28 protein-coding genes and 1 pseudogene are annotated in these 25,397 nt (G+C 68.1%); 22 read left to right on the top strand and 7 right to left on the bottom strand.

What is annotated here, in order from left to right; translation table 11 throughout:
- Positions 1-153 precede the first annotated feature (153 nt).
- Positions 154-789, top strand: a complete 636-nt coding sequence (locus tag MTY59_RS06510; protein ID WP_221044949.1) for a TetR/AcrR family transcriptional regulator — start codon at positions 154-156, stop codon at positions 787-789.
- Here the strand turns inward: MTY59_RS06510 and MTY59_RS06505 are convergent.
- Positions 786-1,676, bottom strand: a complete 891-nt coding sequence (locus tag MTY59_RS06505) for an alpha/beta hydrolase (RefSeq protein ID WP_221044948.1) — start codon at positions 1,674-1,676, stop codon at positions 786-788. The genes MTY59_RS06510 and MTY59_RS06505 overlap by 4 nt on opposite strands.
- A gap of 114 nt (positions 1,677-1,790) precedes the next feature.
- On the opposite strand from MTY59_RS06505, the gene MTY59_RS06500 reads away from it, so the two are divergent.
- The 6 genes from MTY59_RS06500 to MTY59_RS06475 all read left to right on the top strand — a co-directional run bounded on the left by MTY59_RS06500 (position 1,791) and on the right by MTY59_RS06475 (position 7,354).
- On the top strand, positions 1,791-2,891 hold the full coding sequence (locus MTY59_RS06500) for an NAD(P)H-dependent amine dehydrogenase family protein (protein ID WP_221044947.1): 1,101 nt from the start codon (positions 1,791-1,793) through the stop codon (positions 2,889-2,891).
- Between the two features lie 17 nt (positions 2,892-2,908).
- Entirely contained in the window at positions 2,909-3,649 is a 741-nt protein-coding gene (locus MTY59_RS06495; protein WP_221044946.1) for a glucose 1-dehydrogenase, read from the top strand.
- A 56-nt stretch (positions 3,650-3,705) separates the two neighbouring features.
- Entirely contained in the window at positions 3,706-4,296 is a 591-nt protein-coding gene (locus MTY59_RS06490) for a TetR/AcrR family transcriptional regulator (protein WP_221044945.1), read from the top strand.
- Between the two features lie 93 nt (positions 4,297-4,389).
- Complete coding sequence (locus MTY59_RS06485) at positions 4,390-5,334, top strand: aldo/keto reductase (RefSeq protein ID WP_221044944.1); 945 nt, start codon at positions 4,390-4,392, stop codon at positions 5,332-5,334.
- A 14-nt stretch (positions 5,335-5,348) separates the two neighbouring features.
- On the top strand, positions 5,349-5,954 hold the full coding sequence (locus MTY59_RS06480) for a DNA-3-methyladenine glycosylase I (protein ID WP_250160850.1): 606 nt from the start codon (positions 5,349-5,351) through the stop codon (positions 5,952-5,954).
- 59 nt (positions 5,955-6,013) lie between these two features.
- Entirely contained in the window at positions 6,014-7,354 is a 1,341-nt protein-coding gene (locus MTY59_RS06475; RefSeq protein WP_221044942.1) for an FAD-binding oxidoreductase, read from the top strand.
- Positions 7,355-7,369: 15 nt separating this feature from the next.
- Here the strand turns inward: MTY59_RS06475 and MTY59_RS06470 are convergent, their stop codons facing one another.
- From MTY59_RS06470 to MTY59_RS06460, 3 genes are read right to left on the bottom strand one after another with little or no spacing between them, the layout of a single operon-like run.
- Positions 7,370-7,915: a TetR/AcrR family transcriptional regulator gene (locus MTY59_RS06470; protein WP_221044941.1), complete on the bottom strand. Its 546-nt coding sequence runs from the start codon at positions 7,913-7,915 to the stop codon at positions 7,370-7,372.
- A 52-nt stretch (positions 7,916-7,967) separates the two neighbouring features.
- A complete protein-coding gene (locus MTY59_RS06465) occupies positions 7,968-8,798 on the bottom strand; it encodes a thioesterase family protein (RefSeq protein WP_221044940.1) in 831 nt (276 codons plus the stop codon).
- Between the two features lie 15 nt (positions 8,799-8,813).
- Positions 8,814-9,632, bottom strand: coding sequence for an SMP-30/gluconolactonase/LRE family protein (locus tag MTY59_RS06460; RefSeq protein ID WP_221044939.1), 819 nt, complete (start codon positions 9,630-9,632; stop codon positions 8,814-8,816).
- A gap of 229 nt (positions 9,633-9,861) precedes the next feature.
- On the opposite strand from MTY59_RS06460, the gene MTY59_RS06455 reads away from it, so the two are divergent.
- From MTY59_RS06455 to MTY59_RS06445, 3 genes are read left to right on the top strand one after another with little or no spacing between them, the layout of a single operon-like run.
- Positions 9,862-10,752 (top strand): acyl-CoA thioesterase, encoded by an 891-nt coding sequence (locus MTY59_RS06455; RefSeq protein ID WP_221044938.1) that lies wholly within the window; start codon positions 9,862-9,864, stop codon positions 10,750-10,752.
- A gap of 5 nt (positions 10,753-10,757) precedes the next feature.
- Positions 10,758-11,678, top strand: coding sequence for an LLM class F420-dependent oxidoreductase (locus MTY59_RS06450; RefSeq protein WP_221044937.1), 921 nt, complete (start codon positions 10,758-10,760; stop codon positions 11,676-11,678).
- Positions 11,679-11,696: 18 nt separating this feature from the next.
- The gene (locus MTY59_RS06445) at positions 11,697-12,872 is read left to right on the top strand and encodes an acyl-CoA dehydrogenase family protein (RefSeq protein WP_221044936.1); all 1,176 of its coding nucleotides are present in this window, start codon (positions 11,697-11,699) and stop codon (positions 12,870-12,872) included.
- Here the strand turns inward: MTY59_RS06445 and MTY59_RS06440 are convergent.
- Positions 12,856-13,542 carry a DUF427 domain-containing protein gene (locus tag MTY59_RS06440; RefSeq protein WP_221044935.1) on the bottom strand — a complete coding sequence of 229 codons (687 nt, stop codon included), beginning with the start codon at positions 13,540-13,542 and terminating at the stop codon, positions 12,856-12,858. The genes MTY59_RS06445 and MTY59_RS06440 overlap by 17 nt on opposite strands.
- A 36-nt stretch (positions 13,543-13,578) precedes the next feature.
- On the bottom strand, positions 13,579-14,067 hold the full coding sequence (locus MTY59_RS06435; protein ID WP_221044934.1) for a winged helix-turn-helix transcriptional regulator: 489 nt from the start codon (positions 14,065-14,067) through the stop codon (positions 13,579-13,581).
- An 89-nt stretch (positions 14,068-14,156) separates the two neighbouring features.
- On the opposite strand from MTY59_RS06435, the pseudogene MTY59_RS27915 reads away from it, so the two are divergent.
- The 12 genes and pseudogenes from MTY59_RS27915 to MTY59_RS06375 form a co-directional block, all read left to right on the top strand.
- A pseudogene (locus MTY59_RS27915) lies at positions 14,157-14,327 on the top strand (NmrA family NAD(P)-binding protein); the annotation flags it as partial.
- A gap of 80 nt (positions 14,328-14,407) precedes the next feature.
- Positions 14,408-15,076, top strand: coding sequence for a Rossmann-fold NAD(P)-binding domain-containing protein (locus MTY59_RS27225; protein WP_250160730.1), 669 nt, complete (start codon positions 14,408-14,410; stop codon positions 15,074-15,076).
- Between the two features lie 64 nt (positions 15,077-15,140).
- Positions 15,141-16,310 carry a CaiB/BaiF CoA transferase family protein gene (locus MTY59_RS06420; protein ID WP_221044931.1) on the top strand — a complete coding sequence of 390 codons (1,170 nt, stop codon included), beginning with the start codon at positions 15,141-15,143 and terminating at the stop codon, positions 16,308-16,310.
- A gap of 160 nt (positions 16,311-16,470) precedes the next feature.
- Positions 16,471-17,034 (top strand): hypothetical protein, encoded by a 564-nt coding sequence (locus MTY59_RS06415; RefSeq protein WP_221044930.1) that lies wholly within the window; start codon positions 16,471-16,473, stop codon positions 17,032-17,034.
- 3 nt (positions 17,035-17,037) lie between these two features.
- Entirely contained in the window at positions 17,038-17,742 is a 705-nt protein-coding gene (locus tag MTY59_RS06410; RefSeq protein WP_221044929.1) for an NIPSNAP family protein, read from the top strand.
- Complete coding sequence (locus tag MTY59_RS06405) at positions 17,739-18,980, top strand: cytochrome P450 (RefSeq protein ID WP_221044928.1); 1,242 nt, start codon at positions 17,739-17,741, stop codon at positions 18,978-18,980. Before MTY59_RS06410 ends, MTY59_RS06405 begins: the two co-directional genes overlap by 4 nt.
- Position 18,981: 1 nt before the next feature.
- Positions 18,982-19,950 carry a zinc-binding dehydrogenase gene (locus MTY59_RS06400; protein ID WP_221044927.1) on the top strand — a complete coding sequence of 323 codons (969 nt, stop codon included), beginning with the start codon at positions 18,982-18,984 and terminating at the stop codon, positions 19,948-19,950.
- 7 nt (positions 19,951-19,957) lie between these two features.
- Positions 19,958-20,710 (top strand): HpcH/HpaI aldolase family protein, encoded by a 753-nt coding sequence (locus tag MTY59_RS06395; RefSeq protein ID WP_221044926.1) that lies wholly within the window; start codon positions 19,958-19,960, stop codon positions 20,708-20,710.
- Complete coding sequence (locus MTY59_RS06390; protein ID WP_221044925.1) at positions 20,707-21,117, top strand: nuclear transport factor 2 family protein; 411 nt, start codon at positions 20,707-20,709, stop codon at positions 21,115-21,117. Before MTY59_RS06395 ends, MTY59_RS06390 begins: the two co-directional genes overlap by 4 nt.
- Positions 21,114-21,842 (top strand): SDR family NAD(P)-dependent oxidoreductase, encoded by a 729-nt coding sequence (locus MTY59_RS06385; protein ID WP_221044924.1) that lies wholly within the window; start codon positions 21,114-21,116, stop codon positions 21,840-21,842. Before MTY59_RS06390 ends, MTY59_RS06385 begins: the two co-directional genes overlap by 4 nt.
- The gene (locus MTY59_RS06380) at positions 21,824-23,341 is read left to right on the top strand and encodes a flavin-containing monooxygenase (RefSeq protein WP_221044923.1); all 1,518 of its coding nucleotides are present in this window, start codon (positions 21,824-21,826) and stop codon (positions 23,339-23,341) included. The genes MTY59_RS06385 and MTY59_RS06380 overlap by 19 nt, the downstream gene beginning before the upstream one ends.
- A complete protein-coding gene (locus MTY59_RS06375) occupies positions 23,341-24,276 on the top strand; it encodes an alpha/beta hydrolase (RefSeq protein WP_221044922.1) in 936 nt (311 codons plus the stop codon). The genes MTY59_RS06380 and MTY59_RS06375 overlap by 1 nt, the downstream gene beginning before the upstream one ends.
- Here the strand turns inward: MTY59_RS06375 and MTY59_RS06370 are convergent.
- Positions 24,273-25,385: an alcohol dehydrogenase catalytic domain-containing protein gene (locus tag MTY59_RS06370; protein ID WP_221044921.1), complete on the bottom strand. Its 1,113-nt coding sequence runs from the start codon at positions 25,383-25,385 to the stop codon at positions 24,273-24,275. The genes MTY59_RS06375 and MTY59_RS06370 overlap by 4 nt on opposite strands.
- Between the last annotated feature and the right edge of the window lie 12 nt (positions 25,386-25,397).

Genomic DNA, 25,397 nt, shown 5'->3' with positions numbered 1-25,397 from the left:
CCACCTCTCGACTCGTCGCGCTCGATGGGAAGTCTAGTCGCACACGGCTGCACGTGACACCCGGCGTTTTGCATAAACTGTCCAACCAGTTGATTGATAGCTATTCTGGCCGAACCGGCTCTGGCCTGGCCGTACCGACGATAGTGAGAGCAGATGCCCACCGACAGCATCACCCCGAATGGGCTGACCCGGCGCGAAGAGCTGCTGGCGGTCGCCACCAAGCTGTTTGCGGCGCGCGGCTATCACGGCACCCGGATGGACGACGTGGCCGACGTGATCGGCCTGAACAAGGCGACCGTCTATCACTACTACGCCAGCAAGTCGCTGATCCTGTACGACATCTACCGCCAGGCGGCCGAGGGCACGCTGGCCGCCGTGCACGACGATCCGTCCTGGACGGCGCGCGAGGCGCTCTACCAATACACCGTTCGCCTGCTCACTGGCATCGCCAGCGATCCCGAAAGGGCGGCGGTGTACTTCCAGGAGGCGCCTTACATCACCGAATGGTTCACCAGCGAGCAGGTCGCCGAGGTCCGCGAGAAGGAAGCCCAGGTCTACCACCACGTGCACGGCCTGATCGACCGCGGGATCGCCAGCGGCGAGTTCTACCCGTGCGACTCGCACGTGCTGGCGCTGGGCTACATCGGCATGACGCTGGGTGCCTACCGCTGGCTTCGCCCGAGCGGCCGGCGATCGGCCAAGGAGATCGCCGCCGAGTTCAGCACCGCGCTGCTGCGCGGGCTGATCCGAGACGAGGAAATCCGCACGACGTCCCCGCTGGGTCCCTAAGCGCGCAGGTGCTTGTCGAGGAACGCGAGCTGGTCGGCGACGACACGGTCGAAGGCGTCGTCGACGTAGATCGCGAAATGGCCCTCGGGGTATCGCCTGATCTCGCCGTGGGGCGCTTTGGCCGCGTGGCGCAGCGTCGCCCCCGCGGGGGCCACTGAGTCGGCCTCGCACACGCAGAACAGGATCGGGCAGGCGATCCGGGCCGTGGCGCGGCCCGGGCGATAGCTGAAGACCTGCAACGCGATTCGCGCGGCGACCTCGTTGCGGAAGTCGAATCCGTCGGGCACCAGCCGCAGGTAGCCCGCATACGCGTCGGGCGTGTTCATCAACGCGACCTCGCCGGGCTTGCCGGCCGTCGCGACCATCACCGGCGGCCGGCCCCGCCGGCGCGCGAGCAGGTCGCGCACCACCCGCGCGGTGATGCGCGCGGCGATCAACGGGTTGGTGATGCTGCGCGCCGAGGCGAGACCGTCGGTGAACGGACATTGGACGACGGCCGCCGCGATGCCCGGCAGCCGGGCCGCGGTGGCGATCACGTGGCCGCCGGCAAAAGAGGTGCCCCACAACGCGATCCGGTCGGGGTCGACTCCCGGGATGGTGCGGGCGTACGCGACGGCCGCGGCCCAGTCGGCGAGCTGCATGCCGACGTCGAGCACCTGACGCGGCCGGCCCTCACTGTCGCCGAAGTTGCGGTAGTCGAACACCAGGCAGCCGTAGCCGGCCGCGCTGAAACGCTCCGCATACGCGTCCAGGCGCATGCCGCGCACCGCACCCAGGCCGTGGGCCATCACCAGCAGTGGTGCGGGCCCGTCGCCCGGAGGCCGGTAGAGCCAGGCGCTGATCAGGTCGTCGCCGGAGGCGAACCGAACGTCTTCGCGCGGTGTCATCAGCGATTGATTCTGCCCGCGCGGGCCGCGTCCCGTCGGGTAGGTATGCCGCCCAAAATTTATGGACTACTGTCTAGAAAAGTTGTCCAGGGTTTTACAGGGACGGAGACTGTCATGGCGATCCGTGTCGCGCACGTCGGTACCGGGAATGTCGGAGGGGTGGCCCTCGCCGAACTCATCACCAACCCCCAGTTCGAGCTGACCGGGGTGTGCGTCTCGACTCCGGAAAAGGTGGGCAAGGACGCCGGCGAGCTGTGCGGCGTCGGCCTGGACGCCGGCGTCGTCACCGGCGTCACGGCCGTCAATGACCTGGACGCGATCATCGCCGCCAAGCCCGATTGCGTCGTCTACTGCGCGATGGGCGACACCCGGCTGCCCGAGGCGATGGCCGACGTCATGCGCATCCTGGCCGCCGGCATCAACGTCGTCGGCTCGTCGCCCGGCCTGCTGCAGCACCCGTGGGGCGTCATGCCCGACAAGTACATCGCCCGCGTGGAAGACGCTGCCAAGCAAGGCAATTCGAGCATCTTCATCAGCGGCGTCGACCCGGGATTCGCCAACGACCTGATCCCGTTCGCGCTGGCGGGCACCTGTCAGCGCATCGAGCAGGTGCGCTGCATGGAGATTCACGACTACGCGTCGTACAACGGAACCGAGGTCATGGACTACATGGGATTCGCCAAGCCCATGGACGAGATCCCGATGCTGCTGCAGCCGGGCATTCTTTCCATCGCCTGGGGTACCGCGATCCGTCAGCTGGCCGCCGGCCTCGGCATCGAGGTCGACGAGATCACCGAGTCCTACCAGCGCGAGCCCGCCCCCGAGGACTTCGACATCGCGATCGGCCACGTGGCCAAGGGCACCGTGGCCGTGCTGCAGTTCGAGATCCGCGGCATGGTCAAGGGTCACCCAGCCATCGTCATCGAGCACGTCACCCGGTTGCGGCCGGACCTTCGCCCCGACCTGCCCCAGCCCGCCTCCGGCGACGGCTCGTACCGGGTCGAGATCACCGGCGAGCCGTCGTATGCGGTCGACATCATCCCGAGCAGCCGCAAGGGCGACCACAACCACGCGGCGATCGCGGGCGCCGCGGGCCGCATCGTCAACGCCATCCCCGCCGTGATCGCGGCGCCACCGGGCATCCAGACCACCCTTGACTTGCCGCTGGTAACGGGCAAAGGCCTTTACGCACCAAGCACTTTGGTGACCACCTAAATCGAAAGGAGACCCACGTGGGTCGGGTAGACGGCAAGGTAGCGCTGATCAGTGGCGGCGCCGGCGGCATGGGAGCCGAAGACGCGCGGCTACTGGTGGAGGAGGGCGCCAAGGTCGTGATCGGCGACATCCTGGACGACCAGGGCAAGGCGCTGGCCGACGAGATCGGTGACTCCGCGCGCTACGTGCACCTCGACGTCACCCAGCCCGACCAGTGGGACGCCGCCGTCGCCACCGCGGTCGGCGAATTCGGCAAGCTCAATGTGCTGGTCAACAACGCCGGAACCGTCGCGCTCGGGCCACTGAAGGACTTCAGACTGGACAAGTGGCAGAAGGTGATTGACGTCAACCTGACCGGGACATTCCTGGGCATGCGGGCGGCGGTCGAGCCGATGACCGAGGCCGGCGGGGGCTCGATCATCAATGTGTCGTCGATCGAGGGCCTGCGCGGCGCGCCCATGGTGCACCCGTACGTCGCGTCCAAGTGGGGGGTGCGGGGCCTGGCCAAGTCGGCGGCTTTGGAGTTGGCTCCGTTGAACATTCGGGTCAACTCGATCCACCCCGGCTTCATTCGCACCCCGATGACCGCCCACCTGCCCGAGGACATGGTGACGATCCCGCTTGGGCGTCCAGGCGAGGTCCGCGAAGTCGCGACGTTTGTGCTCTTTCTGGCCAGCGACGAGTCGTCCTACTCCACCGGCAGCGAGTACGTGATGGACGGCGGCCTGGTCACCGACGTGAATCACAAGGAGTTCTAGGGCGCGGATCACACGTCGCCCACTTTATAAGTGACCGGTCGGCTAAGATCGGTGAGATGCCACGCCCGCCAAACCCCGACGTGCCGCGCCGCCTGCTGGCGGCAGGACTCGACCTCGTACATGCACGGGGGTTTGCGGCCAGCGGCGTCAAAGACATCACCGACGCGGCCGGCGTACCGAAGGGGTCGTTCTACGCGTACTTCCCCAGTAAAGAGGCGTTTGCCGCGGCCATCCTCGAGCATTATTGGGCCGATATTGAAGCGCGGTTGGTGCCCATCCTTGGGGCGGCCGGATCGGCGCGGGAGCGAATCACCCGCTTCTTCCACGCGCTCGCCGACGAGCACGAAACCGGCAACTTCCTGCTCGGCTGCCTGGTCGGCAACCTCTCGCTCGAGCTCGGGGGATCCAGCGACCAGGTGCGTGCCGAACTCGTCCGCATTCTCGATCGCTGGGACACGGCTATCGCGGAATGTGTGCGTTCCGGCCAGAGTGGATCGGGAGAGATTCGAGCGGGCCTTGATGCGGAGCAACTCGCAGCCCAGTTGATCGAGGCATGGGAAGGGGCTGCCCTGCGCGGCAAGGTGACCCGCAGTCGTAGCCCATACGATCGGTTCGAAGCGGTCACGGTCCCCGCACTCCTGGATTGATGGGTAAGACCAGGAATGTCATCGTCGCGGCACGAGTTAAATAGACGACTGGTCATTTATTAAATCGGAGCGCAGACGAGGAGCGCGATTAGAATGGCAACGATCACCGGCCCCAATCAGCAGACATTCGCCTTGAACCACGGCAGCGGTCACCTTCCGGCGCTCGGGTTCGGGACGTCACTCTCTGACAACACGCAAACCCGCAACGCCGTCAAGACCGCGGTCGAGGTCGGCTTCCGCCACCTCGACGCCGCCGAGCGCTACCGCAATGAAGCCGAGGTCGGTGTGGCGCTCAAAGAGTTGTTCGCCGACGGAACCGTCCGCCGGGAGGACTTGTTCGTGACGACCAAGCTGTGGAACAACAACCATCGACCGGAACGCGTGAAGCCGGCGCTGCGCGCGAGCCTTGACAGGCTAGGGCTCGACGCGGTCGACCTGTATCTGGTGCACACCCCGTTCGCGTTCAGGCCCGGCGATGATCAAGATCCCCGCGACATCCACGGAGCTGTCGTTTATGACACCGGCGTCACGCTAAAGGAAACGTGGGCCGCGATGGAAAGCCTTGTCGACGAGGGACTTACCGGCGCGATCGGCCTGTCCGACATCGACGTCGAACGCACCCGCCAGGTCGTCGAAACCGCCCGCATCAAGCCGGCGGTCGTGGAGGTCGAGTCGCACCCTTACCATCCGCAGTGGGACCTGCACGATTATCTGACGGCCGAGGGCATCGTTTTACTGGCATTCGCGTCGCTGGGGCATGCATTGGAACCCCGATTGCTCGACGACCCCCTCATCGTTTCGGTGGCCCAGCAGTTCGAGAAGACACCGGCGCAAGTGCTTTTAGCCTGGGGCATCCAGCGTGGCAGCGCGGTTCTCACCGGATCGGTCAACCCCGCACGCATCCGCGAAAACTTCGACGTCACGGCGCTTCCCGAGAGTGTGATCCACGAGATCAGCGAGCGCCTGGAGACTCGAATCCGGTTCAATTCCGTTGTGGAGGGCGGAGAACCGGGATTCACCGAAGTGCCGAAGGGATAAGCGCGGTGAAGGCGATGGCCGGTGTCGACATGGCACCGGAGCTGCCGACCGTGGTGTCCGGTGCCGACGGCGTCGTCCGGTGTCGTTGGGCCAGCGAGACGGGCCGCGATCTGATCGCCTATCACGACGACGAGTGGGGCAGGCCGACCCGCGACGAGGCCGAGCTGTTCGAGGCGTTGGTGCTGACGTATTTCGAGAACGGCCTGTCCTGGGGAACCGTCTTCGACAAGCGGGACAGCCTGCGCGCGGCGTTTCACGGGTTCGACCCGGCCGCGGTGGCCGCGATGACCGACGACGACGTCGAGCGAATGATGGCCGATACCTCCATCATTCGCAATCGGCGAAAGATCGAGGCGACGCTGCACAACGCTCGCCTGCTGTCCGAACACTCGTTGGCGCGCCTGGCCTGGAAACATCAAGCGCGCCAACATCATCGGTTGCGGAGCTGGGCCGACGGCCGGATGACCAGCCCGGAGTCCGATCAGCTGGCCCGCGCGTTGCGGCAGGCGGGATTTCGGCATGTCGGACCCGTCGTCGCGCACTCTTTCATGCAGACCGTGGGGATCGAGAACGGCCATTTCGAAGGATGTTTCCGCGCGGTGCCGCCTCCCTCGGGCTGACACCGCACAACTCGCGGCCGGTGTGAGCGACGCGCGCCCGCGGTGCTATAACCGCGAACATGCTGCGCAGTCTGGCGAGCCTGGTCGGATCGAACCACGTCGTCACCGACCCCGATGTGCTGGCGGCGCGCAGCGTGGACCACACCGGCCGGTACCGGGGCAGGGCGAGCGCGCTGGTGCGGCCGGGTACGGCCGAGCAGGTCGCCGAGGTGCTGCGGGTGTGCCGGGACGCCGGGGCGCACGTGACGGTGCAGGGCGGTCGGACCTCGCTGGTGGCCGGCACCGTTCCCGAGCACGACGACGTGTTGTTGTCCACCGAGCGGCTGCACGCCGTCGGTGACGTCGACACGGTGGAGCGCCGCGTCGAGGTGGGCGCCGGAGCCACCCTGGCCGCGGTGCAACGGGCCGCGGGCGGGGCCGGTTTGGTGTTCGGCGTGGATCTGGCGGCCCGCGACACCGCGACCGTCGGGGGGATGGCGTCGACGAACGCCGGCGGCCTGCGCACGGTGCGCTACGGCAACATGGGCGAGCAGGTGCTCGGCGTGCAGGTGGCGCTGCCCGACGGCACCCTGTTGCACCGGCACAGCCGGGTGCGCCGGGACAACACCGGCTACGACCTGCCCGCGCTGTTCGTGGGCGCCGAGGGCACCCTGGGCGTCATCACCGAGCTGGACCTGCGGCTGCATGCCACCCCGTCGCACCGGGTGACGGCGATCTGCGGGTTCGCCGATCTCGAGGCGCTGGTGGAGGCGGGCCGGGTGTTCCGCGACGTGGACGGCATCGCCGCCCTGGAATTGATCGACGGCCGGGCCGCAGCGCTGACCGGCGAGCACCGCGGCGTCGGCGCCCCCGTCGCCGGCGAGTGGTTGCTGCTGATCGAATTGGCCGCCGATCACGACCAGACCGAGCGGCTCGCCGAGTTGCTCGACGACGTGCCGATGCGCGCCGACCCCGCGGTCGGCGTGGATCTTGCTGCGCAGCAACGGTTGTGGCAGGTTCGCGAATCTTTGGCCGAGGTGCTCGGGGTGTACGGGCCGCCGCTGAAGTTCGATGTCTCGCTGCCGCTGTCGGCTATCGGCGAATTCGAAAGGCACGCGGTCGATTTGGTCCACATGCATGCCCCCGACGCGCTGCCGGTGCTGTTCGGTCACATCGGCGAGGGCAACCTGCACCTGAACGTGTTGCGCTGTCCGGCCGACCGGGAGCGGGTGCTGTATGAGCCGATGATGGACCTCATCGCGCGATCCGGCGGAAACGTCAGCTCCGAACACGGCGTCGGCAGCCGAAAACGGCCCTACCTCGCCATGTCACGGGAGCCCGCCGACATCGCCGCGATGCGGACCCTCAAGAGTGCGCTGGACCCGACCGGCTACCTCAACGCCGCGGTGCTGTTCGACTGATCAGACGGCCGCGACTCAGCTGCCCTTGATTCCCACCGCGTGGCGCAGCTGCGCCAAAAACTGATCGGCGTCATCGCTTCGCACGATGTAGTGCGAGATCGCAATCCGGATCACCGTCGCCGCCTTGACCGCGGCGTTGGGACCGGGCATATGCCGCTGCAGGCCCTCGCGCATCTGCGGGATGACCCAGGAGAACTGGGCGATGGTGTGCTCAGGCTCGACGTCGACCATGCGCACCCCGGAGTACGAATGCTGGTACTCGACGATGAACCGCAACACGGCGTCGAGCTTGTCCACGCCCTTCAGCCCCGCGGTCGCCTTCACCAATCCGCTTTCGAAGATCTGACGCTCGTAGGCCGAAAACGCCGACAGCAGCTCCTCTTTCGACGCGAACCAGCGGTACAGCGTCGGGCGGGAGACGCCCGCCTGGGTGGCGACGTCGGACAGGCTCAGCTTGGTCTTGCCGTTGCGGCCGAGCACCTCGGCGGTGGCCGCCAGGATGCGCTGACGCGTCGAGGTGTCCGTTTCGGCGATCGTCGTCGCCCGGGCCGGCTGGCTCATGATTCAAACTTTTCGCGGTGTCGCCGAGGTGTCATGGTGATTCGCTCCCACGTTAGGCCCGAGGCGGGCGCCGGCGCACCAGCACCGACTGCTGGATGGCGCCGACCGCGCCCTGCTCGTCGAACAACGTGCCGATGGTCGTCCCGATGCCGTCCGGCCCGTAGCTGGTCTCCGCCCGAATGCCGATCCAGTCGCCGTCGGGAACACGAAATACGTGCACGGCCAGATCGGTGTTGAGGAAAGTCCATTTGGTGATGTCGAGCTTGCTGCCGATGCCGTTGGCGCAGTCGGCCACTGCGAACAGCCGTTCCAGCTGCGTCATGGATTCGCCGTTGACCAGGTCGACGGTCGGGTTGATCCAGGATTCGCCGGGCCCCTTGCTGAGCGGCTCGGTCAGCCACAGCCACTGAAGGCTGTGCACGTAATTGCGGTCCCAGTCCCGCGCCTTGAGGTTGCGGTCGAACGCCTCGGACCTTGGCCGGGGCAGCGGCGCCGCGGCGTGCGCCAGCGGCTCGGTGTCCTGGTGCTGCAACCGCCACCCGCTGGCGCGCGCCACCGGGCGCGGTGCGCCGTCCGGGCCGGGGGCCAGCATCTCGGCGCTGAGCAGCTCGATCTGCTTGCCGGGGCGTTGCACCTCCGCGCGCACCCACAGGTCGCCCTCGGCCGGCACGCCGCCCAGCAGGTCGATGACGACCCGGGACAGGCGCGTGTCGTCGCGCTGCTCGCACCGCTCCAGCGCCCGGACCAGCAGCGCCGACACCGGACCACCGTGCTGGATGGCCGCCGACCAGGTGCCGCGCGCCAGATCGGTCGCCCGGAACTTCTCGCCCAGCCCGGCGTCGTCACCGGTCGGGTCGATCAGCTCGTAATAGGCGTCGGTCATCGTCAACCTCTCGGGTCAGGGCAGGCCGGCGCCGGGAGTGGTCACCGTGACGGCATCCAGCCGGGAAAGCCGGGTGCCGACCAGGCGCTGAGGATAGGCGTCCGTGCTCGACAACAGAAACAGGGTGCGGCGCTGCGGGCCGCCGAGGGCACACGCGATCGCGACCCGGTCGCCCATGTCGATGCGGTCGGTCACGGTGCCGCCCGCCACGATCCGCTCGAATTGGTGGGCCAGCGTCATCGACGCCCACACCCCACCCTCGGCGTCCAGCGCGATGCCGTCGGGCGGGCCGTCCAGGCCGTCGGCGAAAAGCCGGCGGTCCGACAGGGCGCCGTCGTCGGCGATGGAAAACGCGGTCAGCCGCCGGCCCGTCGATTCGGCGACGATCAGCGTCTTGCGATCCGGGGTGATCGCCATGCCGTTGGGGAAGTCGAGGTCGTCGGCCACCACGGCGGCGCCGTCGTCGGGGTCCAGACGAAGGATGACCCCATCGCTGAGCGCCTGGCAGCCGATGTAGGCACCGCCCGCGTCGTCGATGACCATGTCGCCGAGGCTGGCCGGCGCCAGGTCGGCGAGATCGGCGATGGTGACGACGGTTTCGCCGTCATAGCGCAGCACCTGCCGGTCCTCGGTCGAGGCGATCAGCAGCGACCCGTCGGGCCGGAAGCCCAGACCCGACGGCGAGTGACCGGGCAGCGGCAGCGTGGTCAGCGAACCACCCATGGTCGCGGTGTGGACGGCCTCGCCCAGCATGTCAGAGAACCACAGCAGGCCCTCGAACCAGCGCGGGCCCTCCCCGAAGCAGAATCCGTTAGCCAGCGGCTCGGGAATCATCCGTTCCCGCCTTCGGCAAATCGGTCCGCTTTACAAAACACCGAAAAAGTGTCATGCACCGCGGGTACCGGTGTCAATCTGCCGATCGGCGAGCTCCCGCGCCACCGCCTGGTGGTACGCGTCGATCTTGGCCGGATTGGCCCGGCTCGGCGTCTTGTTAGCCGAGCTTTACAAATCCTACTCAAAGTGTCACGCTGAGCGCTGAGCTGAGTTCGAGAGGTGGAGTGGGTTGACGAAGGCGTCTGAGGAATCCGCGCAGACCGAATGGACCGTGCAGGGCCTGCTGGATCTGTTCGACGTACAGGCCGACGGGGACGACCGGTTCACCGGTGAGACCGGCATCGCCGCCGGCGACGAACGCCAGGTCGTCGAAGGCACCCAGGTGCTCGCCCAAGCGATCGTCGCGGTGGCGAAGCGCTTTCCGGACAAGTCGGTGCGCTCGGCGCACGCGGTGTTCTCCCGTGCCGTCGTCGTCGGTCCGCCGATCGAACTCGTCATCGACGTCGTGTCCGAAGGCCGGTCCACCGCCACGGCGGTGGTCGCCGTGCACCAGAACGGCCGGCGCTGCCTGAGCATCACCGTGCTGGCCGACGTCCCGACCGACGATGTCATCCGGCACCACCTGCCCCGCCCCGATGTGGCCGCCCCGGCGGACGCCCACCACTCGCCGATGCCGATGGTCGGCCGCGAGCTACGCCTCGTCGACGTCGTCGACATCAACAGCCCCGACGAGGTCGGCCCGCCCGAGCTCTACGCGTGGCTGCACTACGACCCGATCCCGACCCGCGACGAGTTGGCCAAGGCGCTGCTCGCCTACTTCACCGGCCATCTGGGCATCTCCACCACGATGCGCGCACACGAGGGCATCGGCACCGCCCAGGCGCACCTGACCGTGTCGACCGCACCGATGAGCATCTCCGTCGCTTTCCACGAACCGGTGGACTGGACCGGGTGGTTGCTCTATACGCACGAGAGCACCCAGGTCGGCGCGGGCATGTCGTATGTGCGCGGCACCGTGCACGCCGAAGAGGGTGACCTGCTGGCCTCGTTCGCCCAGGAGGCTCTGATCCGCCCGCTGCGCACCAGCGACACGGCGATCGACTCGCGCGCGCGGTTCTAACGGCCATGCGGTTCACCATCACCCACCCGATGCACAGCCATCCGTACAACCCGGAACTGGTGAGCGGGGACGGCATCGGCAAGGTGGCAGCGGCGACCGAGGCGGCCGGGATCCACGGTTTCGGCTTCACCGATCACCCGGCGCCCTCACAGCGATGGCTTGAGGCCGGCGGACACGACGCGTTAGACCCTTTTGTCGCCTTGGGTTTCGCGGCGGCCACGACGTCCACGCTCAGACTGATCCCCAACATCGTGGTGCTGCCGTACCGAAACCCGTTCGTAGTGGCCAAGTCCGGCGCCACCCTGGACCTGCTCTCCGGTGGGCGCTTCACGCTGGCGGTGGGCGTGGGCTACCTCAAGCGCGAGTTCGCGGCACTCGGGGTGAGCTTTGACGAGCGCGCCGAGCTGTTCGAGGAGTCCCTGCAGGTGATCCGGGCCATCTGGACCGGCGACGATATATCCTTTGAGGGCAAGCATTTCAGCGCGCGCGGCATCACCGCGCATCCCCGGCCGGTGAGCGATCCGCATCCGCCGATCTGGATCGGCGGCAACACGTCGTCGTCGCGGCAGCGGGTGGCCCAGTACGGCGACGGCTGGTGCCCGTTCCCGGCGCCGCCGCAGCTGGCCCAGACGGCCGGCACCGCCGTCATCGACTCCGTGCAGAAGCTCGCCGACGGCATCGACGATCTGCGGCGCAGATGCGATGCGGCACAACGGGATTGGTCGGGAATCGATATCACCTTCACCAACTTCGAGGGCGGCAGCCCGGCGAGCGACGACTTCAACGCCGACGCCTACCTCGAGGGCCTGGACAAGCTGGCGAAGCTCGGCGTGACGTGGGTCAGCATCCACCTCCCCGGCGACAGCATGACGCACGCGCTCGAGACCCTCGACCGGTTCCGCACCCTGGTCGTCGACGCGGCCTAGTTGGATCGAAGACGTCACATGGACTTCTCCCGTGTAGTTCTCTCGCCAGAGGATCAGGACTTCTTTGACCAGACCCGGGCGTTCATCGAGAAACACGTCACCGACGAGGTGCGGCGGCGCGATCGCGAGACCGGTGAAAACTTCAGTGAGCAAGTGCATTTAGCGCTGGGGGAGGCGGGTTACCTGACGTCGGACTACCAGGCGGAGTCCGAAGGGGGATTCAATCCGGTGCGCCGGCGAATCTTCCACCTCGAGATCGGTCGTGCGCACACGCCGTGGTTCCACTGGGGCACCACGGCGGTCGTCGCGCGGCTGGTGAAGCAATTCGGGGCGGCCGAACTCGCCGACGCGATCCTACCGGGCGTGCTGTCCGGGGAGATCCGGCTCTGCCTGGGCTACACCGAGCCCGAAGGCGGCTCCGACGTCGCCACCTGCAAGACCCGGGCCGTGCGGGACGGATCGGGCTGGGTGATCAACGGCTCCAAGATGTTCACCTCGAACGCGCAGAACGCCAAGTACGTCTTCCTGTTGACCAACACCGATCCGCAGGGACGCAAACACAAGAACCTGACCATGTTTCTGGTGCCGCTGGATTCTGACGGCATCGAGATCCAGGGCATCCGCACGGTGGACGGTGATCGCACCAACATCGTGTACTACAGCGACGTGCGGGTCGATGACCTCTATCGGATCGGTGAGGTCAACGGCGGCTGGACGGTGATGCGGTTCGCCCTCGACGCCGAGCATGGCATTACCGACCCCGAAGATCATGGCCTGCAGAACATTTCGATGCTGTCGGAGCACGGCCACCTGATGGCCGAGGCGGCCGACGGGGTTGCGGCGGTGCTGGCCACGCCCGATGCGACAGGGCGGCGCCCGATCGACGACGACGCCGCGAAATACCGGCTCGGGCGCAGCATGGCACGCATCGAGGCGGCCATGTCCACTCCAGGAATGTACGGGCGGGTGGCTCTGATTCAGACCATGCGTGAGGTCTCCCCGGAATTGATGGACCTGCTGGGGACGGCATCGGCATTGCCCACCGACACAACGGGTTCCGCGGACGACGGCGCCATCGAGTTCATCTTCCGGCACGGCGTGCCCGCCGGCATCTACGGCGGCACCATGGAGGTGTTCCGCAACATGATCGCCCAGCACGAGCTGGGACTGGGGCGTCCTAGCTACGGCCGCTGACCGGCAGCTCGGCCGTCATCTCGACGCGGGTGTCGTCGAAGCTCAGGAATCCTTTGATGGGCAGGCTTTCCGGTGGCGGGCCGGGATAGCACCACGCGACGTCGGAGACGACATGGTCGCCCGAGACGAACGACCAATACGTCGCGAAGCCCTTGTAATTGCAGTAACTCTCCGTCTCGGAGCGCCGCAACAGATCGGTGCGCACGTGTGCCGGATCGACGTAGAGCCGTGGGCCGAGCGCGGTCTCGAACACGATCACCGTGTCGTCGGTGTCTACCAGCGTGGTGCCGGCGACGCGCACGCGCAGGCGGCGTTGGGTCGGACGGCAATCGACGCGGTGATAGGGATTGGGCGGGTAATGCACGAGCCTGCGCCCCTCTTCCAGCCAGGCGTCGACCGCGTCCCAGGGCACCTCGACGAAACCGGGTGCCTCGGGTTCCGGCTCGTTGGGTAGGTCGCCGACCTCGTCGGCCGCGAACACGTAGCTCAGCGGCCGGCCGCGCCGGTGCACCATCAGCACCCGTTCGGTGTCGATCACCACGCGGCCGTCCTTGACGGCCTGCACGCGCCGGGGATGCGGTTCGACGTAGACGACGTCCTCGGGTATCGGGGGCGAGAACCGCCCCGCGGGATCGCTGCTGAGCGGACCACGCCCGGCCACTAGAGTCATGCGTTCCTCCCGGTTGCTTGCCCCCGCTCTACCCAATCACGTGCGACGCCCGGATGGGGTAACGCGTTGGATCCGGATATCGGCGGAGCGCTTTCCCGGTGTGCCGGTGTCGGTGGTCACGCGCACCCCGACGGTCTCGCCGGTGTCGGCGTCGACGAACTTCAGGGGGGCGGGACCGTCCTGCAGGTAGGCGTCTCCCCACTGCACCAGCGACATGAACACCGGCAGGAAGTCCTCCCCGGCCTCGGTCAGCCGGTACTCGTCGCGGGCGCGCTGCCCTCGCTCCTGATATGGAACGCGCGCGACGATGCCCGCCGCCTCGAGCTGTTTGAGGGCCCGCGACACCGCAGGTGCCGACGTCGCGATGCGTTCCACGAAATCCTCGAAACGCGTTGTGCCGAAGAATAATTCGCGGACTACCTGAAAGGCGGTCTTGGTGCTCAGCAGTTCGAGGACCTTCGACATCGAACAGCCCTCGCCGATCGTCCACTGCCGGCGGTCGTGCAGCCGGTTATCGAACTCCATCACGAACCCCTTTGGCTAACGCTTGCGTTATCCAGCATAACGTGCTTGTATCTTACTAACGACATCGTTACTCAGCAAGGAGTCAAGAAATGTCATCGGATCAGCTGTTTCTCATCACCGCGGCGACCGGCAACACCGGTGCGCCCACCGTCGAGATGCTGCTCGGCGCCGGGCACCGGGTGCGCGCGTTCGTGCACCGCAGCGACCAGCGCTCCGAGGCGCTGGCCGCCCTGGGCGCCGAGATCGTCGAGGGCGATCTGCTCGACTTCCGCGCGGTCAGCTCGGCGATGGCCGGCGTCAGCGCCGCCTACTTCTGCTACCCGATCGCCCCGGGAGCCTGTTGCCGGCCACGGCAATCTTCGCCCAAGCCGCCAGCGAGGCGGGCGTGCGGGCGGTGGTCAACATGTCGCAGATCTCGGCGCGTCGCGAGGCGAAAAGCCATGCCGCGCAGCAGCACTGGATCGCCGAGCGGCTGCTGGACCGGTTCGCCTTCGGCACCACGCATCTGCGCCCGACGTTCTTCGCCGAGTGGCTCAAATGGCAGTGGGCGCGCAGCGGTGACGAGGGCGTGCTGCGGCTGCCGTTCGGCAACGGGCGCCACGCTCCCATCGCCGGGCGTGACCAGGCGGGCGTCATCGCCGCCATCCTGCAAAACCCGGCCCCGCACGATCGGCAGGTCTACCCGCTGGTGGGTGCCGAGGAACTCGACCACTACCGCATCGCCGAGCAGATGTCGGATGCGCTCGGCATCGCGCTCCGCTACGAGCCCATTGGCATCCCCACGTTCGCCGCGGCGCTGACGGCGCAGGGCCGGCCGGACTTCTTCGTTCAGCACATCAGCAGCGTCGCGCAGGACTACCAGGACGGCGTCTTCGCGGGTGAGAACAACCTGGTCGAGGTGATCAGCGGGCACCGGCCGATGACCGTCGGCGAGTACGTCGACGCCAACCGAGCCGCCTTCGACCACGACGGCAGCTTCGCGGTGCGCGAAGCGCGCGTGGCGAGCTGAGGCCACACCGCCGAACCGGGGGGATGCGTGCACCCCGGCGCCCCTACAGGGTAGGAACTTACCCATGGCGGGACCGGTAGCAGGCGTCAAAGTCGTCGAACTCGGAGTCTGGGTAGCCGGACCGGCCGCCGGCGGCATCTTGGCGGACTGGGGCGCCGACGTGATCAAGATCGAACCGCCCACCGGTGATCCGGCGCGCATGTTCGGCCGGATGCTGGGCTGCGACCTGGGCCTCAACCCGCCGTTCGAGATGGACAACCGGTCCAAGCGCAGCGTCGTGCTGGACCTGGGGACCGATGCGGGCCGCGGCACCGCGTTCGAATTGCTCGCCGACGCAGACGTTTTCCTGACCAATGTGCGCCCCGGCGCGTTGCAACGGCTCGGACTGGACTTCGAGACGGTGGCGGCCGCCAACCCGCGGCTGGTCTACGGGCTCATCACCGGATACGGCCAAGACGGGCCCGACGCCGACCGCGCCGCCTTCGACGTCGCCGCATTCTGGTCCCGGGCCGGGGTGGCCCACCTGCTCACCCGGCCCGGTGACACGCCCCCGTTTCAGCGCGGCGGCATGGGCGATCACTCCGCCGGGATGACGATGGCCGCGGCCGTGTGCGCGGCCCTGCTGGCGCGCGAACGCACCGGAATGGGCCAGCTGGTGACGACCTCGCTCTACCGGCAGGGCGCCTACACCGTGAGCTTCGACCTCAACACCTATCTGATGAGCGGCCAGCCGATCGCGATCGGCCAGCGCGAAACGATGGGCAACCCGTGCATGAACAACTACGCCGCCTCTGACGGGCGGCGGTTCTGGATAGTCGGCCTGGAGCCCGAGCGGCACTGGCCGGCGCTGTGCCGTGCGGTGGGCCGGCCTGAGTGGCGCGACGACCCCCGGTTCGCCGATGCCCGGGCCCGCGCCGTCAATTCGACCGCGCTGATCGCCGCGCTGGACGAAATCTTCGCCACGCGACCCCTCGACGAGTGGGCGCAGGTCTTCGCCGGCGAACCGGATTTCTTCTGGTCACCGATCAACACCCTGGAGGACGTCGTCGCCGACGAACAGTTCCATGCGGCGGGCGGCATCGTCGACGTCCCCGACGGCGACGCAGTCGTGCCGATGGTGGCCACACCCGCGGATTTCCATGGGACGCCGTGGGCACCGCGTTCTGCGGCACCGGAACTCGGGCAGCACACCGAGGAAGTCCTGGCCGACCTCGAGGCGCGCCGCGGGTCCTGACCCGCAGCCGGGGACCTTTACAAATTTCGTCAGAAGTGTCACGCTGTCCGGTGAGCCGCATCGCCCGATGCGTGACGCGGCTGCAGCCTTGAGAAAGCCCATGACAAGCGCTTGAGACCCGCCCGCCGACCGGAGGCGGGTGGTGGTGAGGAATGGATCGATGGTCGCTCCGACGTTCGACATCAGCAAGACCGACGCCGCGAAAGCAACCCGCGCGAACGGCGAGGGTCTGCGTTACCGGCTCGACGTCGTCGCGGCCAACGCCGTCGATGTCGTGCAATCGGCCGGCGGCTGGCTCTACGACCGGGCCATGGCCGGCTGGGAGGTGACCGTGCTGCTCCCGCGGGGCTGCGACACCCGGTCGCTGCGGATCCTGGGGGTGCGGGCGGCGGAACTCGAGCCGGAGCTCGCCCGGCTGGGGACGGGCTCGACCAGCCTGGCCGTCAGCGCCGAGGTGTTCGCCGCCGACGCCCGGGTGCGCGGCGCGGTGCTCGAGTCACTGGACAACCGGCTGATCGAGGTCGCGTTGTGGGGTGAGGGATGGCCTCTGGGCGTGAACCGTGCGACCACCCGGGCGCAGCACCTGCTCAGCGGCGCGGCCCGCATGTTCAAGGGCTATGCGCTTGCGGCGGTGGGCATTCCGGGCGCGACGGTCGATGCCACCGAGACGCTGCTGTGCGATGTGGGCTCGGGGGCCGACTCAGAGCTGATCCGGCTCGACTAGTCCATGAAGAAATACTTCGGCCACACACTGCTCTACTTGCACGAGACGATCTCGCTGGGATCCGGGCGAAGCGACCGCTTCACCGAAATCTTCACCGACACGTATCAGCCGATGATGGAGCTACTCGGCGCCCGGCTGTTCGCGATCTGGGAATCCACGCCGTACAACGGTCACTGGCCACAGGTGACGGTCATCTGGGAGATCGACGGCTTCGCCGATTACGCCAGGATCGGCGCCGCGCAGGCCCGTGGCGGCAGCCACGAGGCCGCGTCCGGCAAATGGTCGGCGTTTCTGGCCGACATCGGCGCCTCCGGGGAGGGCCGCATCATGTACCCCGGCCCCAGCAACAAGACGCTCGCTCAGCTTCGCGACGCGAATTTCACTGCGCCGCTAGTGATTCAAGAGATCATGCAGACCAAGCCGGGGCGTCAGGATGACTACATCCGCGAACTGGAGCGGCTGTACGTTCCGTGGTCGGAACGCACCGGTAAGCGCTGGCTCGGTTCGTTCACCACGACCTTCCGCTACAACGAGGTCATCCACTACTGGGCGCTGGACGGCGGCTGGGACTGCTTCGCCGAACACTATCCGTCCTGGAAGGAGAGCCCACCGGCCGAAATCGTCACGTGGATGAGTGTGGCTCCCGCGCTGCGCGACGGGTGGGAGGACTCCATTCTGCAGGCCCTCCCGCCATCGCCACTGCAATGACGGAGCGACGAAACCCCTTGCACACGGTCGGCTTTCACTACGACCCATTCGATGCGGCGGTGATGGCGAACCCGTTGCCGTACTACCGAATCCTGCGCGATGACCACCCGGTGTACTACATGCCGCAGTGGGACAGCTTCGCGCTGTCGCGCTTCGACGACATCTGGACGGTGCTGGAAGTCAACAACGGCACGTTCGTCGCCTCGGAAGGCACGCTGCCACCGGCATCGGTTCTCGCGCAACACAACAGCGGCCCGGTCGACGACCCGCCGCTGCACCCGCTGCCGTTTCACGCCATGTTCGACGCGGACCTGTACGGCGAGATCCGGCGCACCCACTCCCACCCGTTTAGGCCACGGTCGGTCATGGACCTGGAGGGCCGGATCCGCACGCTGGCCAACGAACGCCTCGACGCCCTGCTCCCGGGCGGTTCGTTCGACCTGACCCAGGACTACGGCGGCATCGTGGTGGCCGCCATCGTCTGCGAATTGTGTGGTATACCGACCGATCTCGCGCCACAGGTCCTCGCCACGGTCAACGCCGGCAGCCTCGCGCAGCCCGGCGAAGGCGTGGACACCGGCCAAGCGCGGCCCAACTACTTCGAATATCTGCTGCCCGCCGTGCGGCGCCGCCGCGCCGATCCGTCCGGGGGACCGCTCGATGTCGTCGATGGCCTGCTCGGCTATCACCTGCCCGATGGCAGCGCGCTCGACGACATGGAAGTCGCGACCCAGATGCTGTGCATCTTCATCGGGGGGACCGAGACGGTGCCCAAAATCGTGGCGCACGGACTCTGGGAGCTCAGCCGGCGGCCCGACCAACTCGCCGCCGTGCGGGCCGACCTGGACAACAACGTGCTCGTCGCGCGCGACGAGATGATCCGATTCTGCGCGCCGGCGCAGTGGTTCGCCCGAACGGTGCGCAAGCCCTTCGAGATTCACGGCCAGACCCTGAATCCGGGTCAGCGCGTCATCACCTTGCTCGCCTCGGCAAACCGCGACGAGCGGGAATACCCCCAGCCCGACGAATTCATCTGGGACAGGCCCATCCGCCGCTCGCTGGCGTTCGGCCGCGGCCAGCACTTCTGCATCGGATATCATCTGGCGCGGCTGGAAGTGGCTGTGCTGCTGGCCGAATGGCTGCGCCGGGTACCGGACTACGCGATCCAGGGCGACATGGCCACCCGGCTGCCTTCCAGCTTCCAGTGGGGATGGAACAACATCCCGGTGGAGGTCTGACGTGTGGTCCCACCGGATCATTGCCCCGTATCTGTTCGAGCGCAACACAATCCACGACAAGACTCCCGAGTGCCTGGCCGACGGGCAGGTGCTACTGCGGTTTTCGGCCGCGGGTGTCTGCGGCAGCGATCTGCCGGCCTTTCGCGGCGCCAGGGGACGGATCCCCGGTGACGACGGCCGAAGCGGACCCGAGAAGGACGGCTTTCCCATCCACGAGGTCGCCGGCGAGGTGATCGCCAGCCGGCACCCCGCACACCGCCCAGGCGATCACGTCGTCGGCTGGGCGTCCGGATTCGACGGCCTAATGGAACGCATCGTCAGCCACGGTGACGGGCTGGCGCCGTACGATCCGGCGTTGACCCCTGCCCAGGCGGTCGGGCTGCAACCACTGGCTTGCGTGCTGTACGCCTGCGAGCAGCTCGGCGACTTGGCCGACCGGCACGTCGCGATCATCGGCCAGGGATCGATCGGCTTGTTGTTCTCCTACGTCGCCAAGGCGGCGGGCGCGCGTCGTGTCACCGGGGTGGACCCGATTGATCGCCACGATCTGGCAAGGGCTTTCGGGGTCGACGACGCGGTGCGCGCGACCAGCGACCGCTGGGTGAGCCAGCTCGGACCGGGTGACCGCGCGGACGTCGTCATCGAGGCCGTCGGCCACCAGGTCGCCACCCTGAACCACGCCATCGACGCCGCCGCCCCCGGCGGCACCGTGTTCTACTTCGGCGTCGCCGACGACGAGATGTATCCGATCAGCATGCGGGTGATGCTGCGCAACAACCTGACCCTGAAATCCGGTGTGACGCTGGACCGGCGCCGGATGCTGGAGCTCGCCGGCAAGTTCGCCGCCGAGCACCCCTGGCTGCTGGGCGCCTACCTCACCCACACGTTCGGCATCGACGGGGTGCAGGACGCCTTCGACCTGGCCTGCCGGCCGGATCCCGAACGCATCAAGATCGCGATCGCCGAATGAGCCGGCCATGACTTCGCCCAGTAACCTGCAGCAGGCGCTGAGCCGCAAGACCCCGATCTTCGGCGGCTGGGTCACCGGCCCGACGGCGTTGGGCCCCGAGGAATTCGCCCGCGCCGGTTATGATTACGTCGGCTTCGACGCGCAGCACGGCTATCTCGACGACGCCGGTATCGCCCGCACCTTGCGCCGCATCGAGCACCTGCCCGTCGGCACGGTGGTGCGCCTGCCCAACGCCGACGCGGCGCCGATCGGGCGGGTGCTGGACGCCGGCGCCGATGCCGTCGTCATCGCGATGATCGAGTCGGCGGACCAGGCCGCCGCCGCGGTGGCCGCCGCCCGCTACCCGCCGAGGGGCGTGCGCAGCTTCGGCCCGCTGCGCGCCAGCCTGGGACACGACCCCGCCGTCCACGAGTCACGAGTCAGCGTGTTCGCGATGATCGAGACCGCGGCCGCGCTGGCCGGCATTCACGAGATCTGCGCCATCGACGGGCTCACCGGAATCTACGTCGGCCCAGCCGATCTCGCCATTTCACTGGGTGCCGGCGTCGTGGGCGCCACCCGGCATCCCGAGGTGCTGGACGCGATCGTGCGCATCCATCGGGCGGCGTCGGACGCGGGCCTGGTCACCGGCATTCACGCCGGGGACGGCAAGACGGGTCATGCGATGGCGCAGCTGGGCTTCGGCCTGATCACCCTGGCCGCAGAGTCACAGGCGCTGCGACGCGGCGCCGCGGAGCACCTGCATGAGGCGACGCAATGACGGGCGACGCCCGCAACGATGAGGCCGCGATCCGCGAACTGCTCGCCGGTTACGCCCTGGCGCTTGACGTCGGCGACATCGACGAATGCGTGCAGCTGTTCGCGCCCGACGGTGAATTTTTGGTCTACGGCAAGACCTTTGCCGGCCGTGACGCAATCGCGGGCATGTTCCGCGCCGCGGCCCGCGGCCTGCACCTGAACGGCAGCGCGCGGATCGAGGTCGCGGGGGAGCGAGCCACCGCCAGATCGCAGGTGCTGTTCGTCCGCGCGGGCGACCTGCAACTGCGGCCGGCGATCTACGACGACGAGCTGACCGGCACCGCCGGGCAGTGGCGCTTTGCGCGGCGCCGCTGCCGCTTCGTCACCAGCGCCGGCCTGGCCGACAGCCCCGAGGTGAGTCCATCATGAACCAACGCGTCGCACTGGTGACCGGCGCCGCCGGCGGACAGGGCCTAGCCATCGCCAACCGCTTGCGCGGCAAGGGATTTTCGGTGGCCGCCTGCGATCGGCGCATCGGCGAACTCCGCACCGCGGTCGGCGAACCGGCCGACGACGGCGTGATCGGCCTCGAGCTCGACGTCACCTCTGCGGAGCAGTGGGACTCCGTGGTGGCGGAGGTCGTCGGGCGCTTCGGGTCGCTGAGCACGCTGGTCAACTGCGCCGGCGTGCTGCACCGGGCGTCGCTGACCGAGGAGACGACCGAAGGTTTCGAAACAGCCTGGCGGGTCAACTGTCTGGGCCCGTTCCTGGGGATGCGCGCGGCGCTGGAACAACTACGGCTGGCGTCGAACGCGTCCATCGTCAACATCTGCAGCACCGGTGCGATCCGCCCCTTCCCGCAGCACAGCGCCTACGGGTCGTCCAAGTGGGCGCTGCGCGGACTGACCCAGACCGTGGCCGCCGAACTCGCACCCTCCGGCATCCGCGTCAACGCCGTCTTCCCCGGGCCGATCGCCACATCGATGCTAGACGAGTTGACCCAGACACGGCTGGCCGAGGCGTCGATGTTCGGGCGGATCGGCGAGGCCGGTGAAGTCGCCGACGCCGTGGCCTTCTTGGTCTCCGACGAGGCGTCGTTCATCACCGGCTCCGAACTCGTCATCGACGGTGGGCAATGCCTGCAAATTCGATGAGCGAGATCTCCATCGGCATCATCGGCGCCGGGCCCGGCGGCCTGGCCCTGGGAATCATGCTGTCACGGGCCGGGTTTGACAGGTTCACCATCTTCGACCGGGAGGACGGCGTCGGGGGCACCTGGCGAATCAACACCTATCCGGGGCTGGCGTGCGACGTCAACTCGCACCTCTACTCCTACTCGTTCGACCTGAACGCCGACTGGTCACGGCTGTGGTCGGGACAGCCCGAGATCCTGGACTACTTCCAGCGCTGCGCCGACAAGTACGGCCTGCGGCCACACTTGCGACTGCGCACTGAAATCACAGCGGCACAATGGGATCCGGACAGTCAGCTCTGGTGCCTGACCACCGCATCCGGCGACCAGCACCACTTCAACGTCGTCGTATCGGCGGTCGGACTGTTCACCCGGCCGTTGCTTCCCGACCTCACCGAAGAAGAGCCGTTCACCGGTACGGTGATGCACTCGTCACGCTGGGACCATTCGATACCCTTGGAAGGCAAGCGGATCGCCGTGCTGGGCACCGGTTCGACGGCCTCCCAGCTGATCCCCGAGCTGGCCAAGGTCGCCGACAAGGTGTATTCGGTGCAACGGTCACCGACCTGGATCCTGCCCAAGCCGGACCGGCACTACACGCGCCGCGAACGCTGGCTGTTCGCGCACCTCCCGTTCGCCAAAAGGCTCTATCGGGCCCGGCTGTGGCTGCGCAGCGAATCGAACATCGCGGTGATCGAGCACGGCAGCGAAAAGACCGAACAATTCAAGGCCGTCGCGCTCGGATTGCTCGAGAAGACGGTCGACGACGAGGAATTACGCAACAAGCTCACCCCGGAGCACCCGATGGGCTGCAAGCGGCTGGTGTTCTCCTCGGCCTACCTGGCCGCACTGACCCGGCCCAACGTCGAGGTGGTGACCAGCCCGGCGCGCGCCCTGCGGAGCCGATCCCTGAGGACCGACGACGGCACCGAACACGAGGTGGACCTGGTGGTCTGCGCCACCGGTTACGCCGCGGCCGACTATCTCGCGGAACTGGACGTGTCCGGCGAAGGGGGACTTACCCTGCGGGAGGCATGGCAAGACGGGGCGCACGCCTACCTCGGCATGGCCGTGCCGGGATTCCCCAACTTCTTCATGCTGTACGGACCCAACACCAATGTCGGCTCCAACAGCGTCATCTTCATCCTCGAGGCGCAGGCCCGCTACATCGTGCGGGCGCTGAAATACCTGCGGCGCAGGGGCGGACGCTACGTCGCGGTGCGCCCCGCCGCGCTGGCCGGCTTCGTCGCCAAGATCGATCGATGGATGGTCGGCACGGTCTGGACCACCCAGTGCAGCAACTACTTCCGCGCCCCCAACGGTCGTGTGGTCACCCAGTGGCCGCGCAGCGCGCGGGCCTTCTGGAGCATGACGCGCAGGTTCACCCCCGCCGACTTCTGCTTCACCGCGCCCGTCACGCAAGTGCCCGACGCGGTCACCGTGCCGGAGCGGGGCGCGTGATGACGGGGCTGGACGGCGCCGATCGCCTGGACCCGACGCTGCGTGAGGTCGCGACGACGCGCACCGACTTCTCCCTGGCCGCAATCCACCTCACCCGGGAACCGTTCAACGAACGCCGCCGGCTGACCGCCGAGCGGACCGATACCCACGGGGTCCGGATCGTCGGGGACAGCGTGCCGGCGGGATCCGGTGACGTGGGGGTGCGCATCTATCGCGGTGGGCCCGCCCCGGCACCGGCGGTGGTGTTCTGCCACGCCGGTGGTTTCGCGCTGGGCAACCTCGACACCGACCACGTGCAGTGCGTGGAGCTTGCGCGCCGTGGCCGCTGCACCGTGGTGTCGGTCGACTACCGGCTCGCCCCCGAACACCCCTATCCGGCGGCCCTCGAGGACGCCGGCGCCGTGCTGCGCTGGGTGGCCGCGAATGCGGTTGAGCTCGAAGTGGATCCGGCACGGCTGGCGGTCGCGGGCAGCAGCGCCGGCGCCGCCCTGGCCGCGTGCCTGGCGCAGCGGGCCGCCGACGGGGATGCGCCGCCGGTGGTGTTCCAGCTGCTGCACCAACCGGTGCTCGACGATCGGGCCACCCCGTCGAAGGCGCAGTTCCGTGCCAGCCCAGCGTTCGACGGTGAGGGCGCCGAGCTGATGTGGCGCCACTATCTGGGCCCGGCCAGCGCGTCCGAGTCCGCGGTGCCCGCCCGGCGCGGCGAATTCGCCGGGCTGCCACCGGCTTTGATCACCTGCGCGGAGATCGACCCGTTTCGGGACGAGGCGGTCGACTACGCGCTACGGCTACTGCGCGCCGGGGTCTCGGCCGAGCTGCACGTCTTCGCGCGGGCCTGCCACGGGTTCGACTCGCTGCTGCCGGATTGGGCTGGCTCGCAACGACTGTTCGCGCTGCAGGGCCACGCCCTGGCCAGCGCGTTGCACAACGACTAGCCGTCGAATCTGATCAGCTGCCGCACGGCGGTGCCGTCGGCCAGGTTGTCCATCGCCTCGTTGATGCCGTCCAACCGAATCGTCGACGACACCAGCGATTCCACCGGCAGCCGGCCAGACTGCCACAGCTCGACGAAACGGGGAATGTCCCGGCTGGGCACCGCCGAGCCGAGGTAGCTGCCGATCAAGGACCGGCCCTCGGCCACAAAACCCAACGGCGACACGCTGATTCGCGCGGCAGGCGGCGGCAGACCCACGGTGATGGTCCGCCCCCCGGGCGCGGTCAAGCCGATCGATGTCTCCAGCGCGGCCGGATGACCGACGGCCTCGACCACCACCGCGGCCTTCACCCCGGCGTCCGCGGCCTGCTGCGGCGTGTAGGCGTCATGGGCGCCCAGGCGGCGGGCGGCCGCCAACTTCTCCGGCAGCTGGTCGACGGCCACCACGCGGACGTCGTCGTAGGTCAGCGCGGTGAGCAGCGCCGCCATCCCGACACCCCCCAGCCCGACGACGGCGACGGTCTGGCCGGGCCGCGGATGCCCCACGTTGAGCACGGCGCCACCACCGGTGAGCACCGCGCAGCCCAGCAGCGCGGCGACGTCGGGCGGCACGTCGCCGGGCACCGCGACCGCGCTGGCCCGATTAACGACCGCGTGTGTCGCAAAACCCGACACCCCGAGGTGGTGAAACACCGGGTGCCCGGCCCGGCTGAGTCGAATGTCGCCGCCGAGCAAGGTGCCGGCGCCGTTCGCCGCGCTCCCCGGTTCGCACGGCGTCAGGCCGTCGGTCGCGCACGCCGCGCAGTGGCCGCACCGCGGCAGGAACACCAGCACCACCCGCTGACCCACGGCCAGGTCGTCGACACCCTCGCCGACCCGCTCGACGATCCCGGCGGCCTCGTGGCCGAGCAACATCGGCACCGGACGCACCCTATTCCCGTCGACCACCGACAGGTCGGAGTGGCAGACGCCGGCCGCCTCGACGCGGATCAGGACTTCATCGCGCCCCGGCGGCGCCAGCTCGAGTTCGGTGATGGTGATCGGCCGCGACTGCGCGTAGGGCCGAGGCGACCCGATGTGCTCCAGTACGGCGCCCCGGATTGAAGGCATGTTGGAATACAA

It is taken from the genome of Mycobacterium senriense (genome assembly GCF_019668465.1).
In the GTDB taxonomy this organism is placed as follows: Bacteria; Actinomycetota; Actinomycetes; order Mycobacteriales; family Mycobacteriaceae; genus Mycobacterium; species Mycobacterium senriense.
The sequence above is the reverse complement of the archived record's forward strand: the minus strand, read 5'-3'. Positions and strand labels throughout refer to the sequence as shown.

Bases quoted from the DNA above. Each gene is read 5' to 3' on its own strand.
- MTY59_RS06510 (WP_221044949.1), top strand. From the start codon at position 154: ATGCCCACCGACAGCATCACCCCGAATGGGCTGACCCGGCGCGAAGAG.
- MTY59_RS06505 (WP_221044948.1), bottom strand. From the start codon at position 1,676: ATGACACCGCGCGAAGACGTTCGGTTCGCCTCCGGCGACGACCTGATC.
- MTY59_RS06500 (WP_221044947.1), top strand. From the start codon at position 1,791: ATGGCGATCCGTGTCGCGCACGTCGGTACCGGGAATGTCGGAGGGGTG.
- MTY59_RS06490 (WP_221044945.1), top strand. From the start codon at position 3,706: ATGCCACGCCCGCCAAACCCCGACGTGCCGCGCCGCCTGCTGGCGGCA.
- MTY59_RS06485 (WP_221044944.1), top strand. From the start codon at position 4,390: ATGGCAACGATCACCGGCCCCAATCAGCAGACATTCGCCTTGAACCAC.
- MTY59_RS06480 (WP_250160850.1), top strand. From the start codon at position 5,349: ATGGCCGGTGTCGACATGGCACCGGAGCTGCCGACCGTGGTGTCCGGT.
- MTY59_RS06475 (WP_221044942.1), top strand. From the start codon at position 6,014: ATGCTGCGCAGTCTGGCGAGCCTGGTCGGATCGAACCACGTCGTCACC.
- MTY59_RS06470 (WP_221044941.1), bottom strand. From the start codon at position 7,915: ATGAGCCAGCCGGCCCGGGCGACGACGATCGCCGAAACGGACACCTCG.
- MTY59_RS06465 (WP_221044940.1), bottom strand. From the start codon at position 8,798: ATGACCGACGCCTATTACGAGCTGATCGACCCGACCGGTGACGACGCC.
- MTY59_RS06460 (WP_221044939.1), bottom strand. From the start codon at position 9,632: ATGATTCCCGAGCCGCTGGCTAACGGATTCTGCTTCGGGGAGGGCCCG.
- MTY59_RS06450 (WP_221044937.1), top strand. From the start codon at position 10,758: ATGCGGTTCACCATCACCCACCCGATGCACAGCCATCCGTACAACCCG.
- MTY59_RS06445 (WP_221044936.1), top strand. From the start codon at position 11,697: ATGGACTTCTCCCGTGTAGTTCTCTCGCCAGAGGATCAGGACTTCTTT.
- MTY59_RS06440 (WP_221044935.1), bottom strand. From the start codon at position 13,542: ATGACTCTAGTGGCCGGGCGTGGTCCGCTCAGCAGCGATCCCGCGGGG.
- MTY59_RS06435 (WP_221044934.1), bottom strand. From the start codon at position 14,067: ATGGAGTTCGATAACCGGCTGCACGACCGCCGGCAGTGGACGATCGGC.
- MTY59_RS06420 (WP_221044931.1), top strand. From the start codon at position 15,141: ATGGCGGGACCGGTAGCAGGCGTCAAAGTCGTCGAACTCGGAGTCTGG.
- MTY59_RS06415 (WP_221044930.1), top strand. From the start codon at position 16,471: ATGGTCGCTCCGACGTTCGACATCAGCAAGACCGACGCCGCGAAAGCA.
- MTY59_RS06410 (WP_221044929.1), top strand. From the start codon at position 17,038: ATGAAGAAATACTTCGGCCACACACTGCTCTACTTGCACGAGACGATC.
- MTY59_RS06405 (WP_221044928.1), top strand. From the start codon at position 17,739: ATGACGGAGCGACGAAACCCCTTGCACACGGTCGGCTTTCACTACGAC.
- MTY59_RS06395 (WP_221044926.1), top strand. From the start codon at position 19,958: ATGACTTCGCCCAGTAACCTGCAGCAGGCGCTGAGCCGCAAGACCCCG.
- MTY59_RS06390 (WP_221044925.1), top strand. From the start codon at position 20,707: ATGACGGGCGACGCCCGCAACGATGAGGCCGCGATCCGCGAACTGCTC.
- MTY59_RS06385 (WP_221044924.1), top strand. From the start codon at position 21,114: ATGAACCAACGCGTCGCACTGGTGACCGGCGCCGCCGGCGGACAGGGC.
- MTY59_RS06380 (WP_221044923.1), top strand. From the start codon at position 21,824: ATGCCTGCAAATTCGATGAGCGAGATCTCCATCGGCATCATCGGCGCC.
- MTY59_RS06375 (WP_221044922.1), top strand. From the start codon at position 23,341: ATGACGGGGCTGGACGGCGCCGATCGCCTGGACCCGACGCTGCGTGAG.
- MTY59_RS06370 (WP_221044921.1), bottom strand. From the start codon at position 25,385: ATGCCTTCAATCCGGGGCGCCGTACTGGAGCACATCGGGTCGCCTCGG.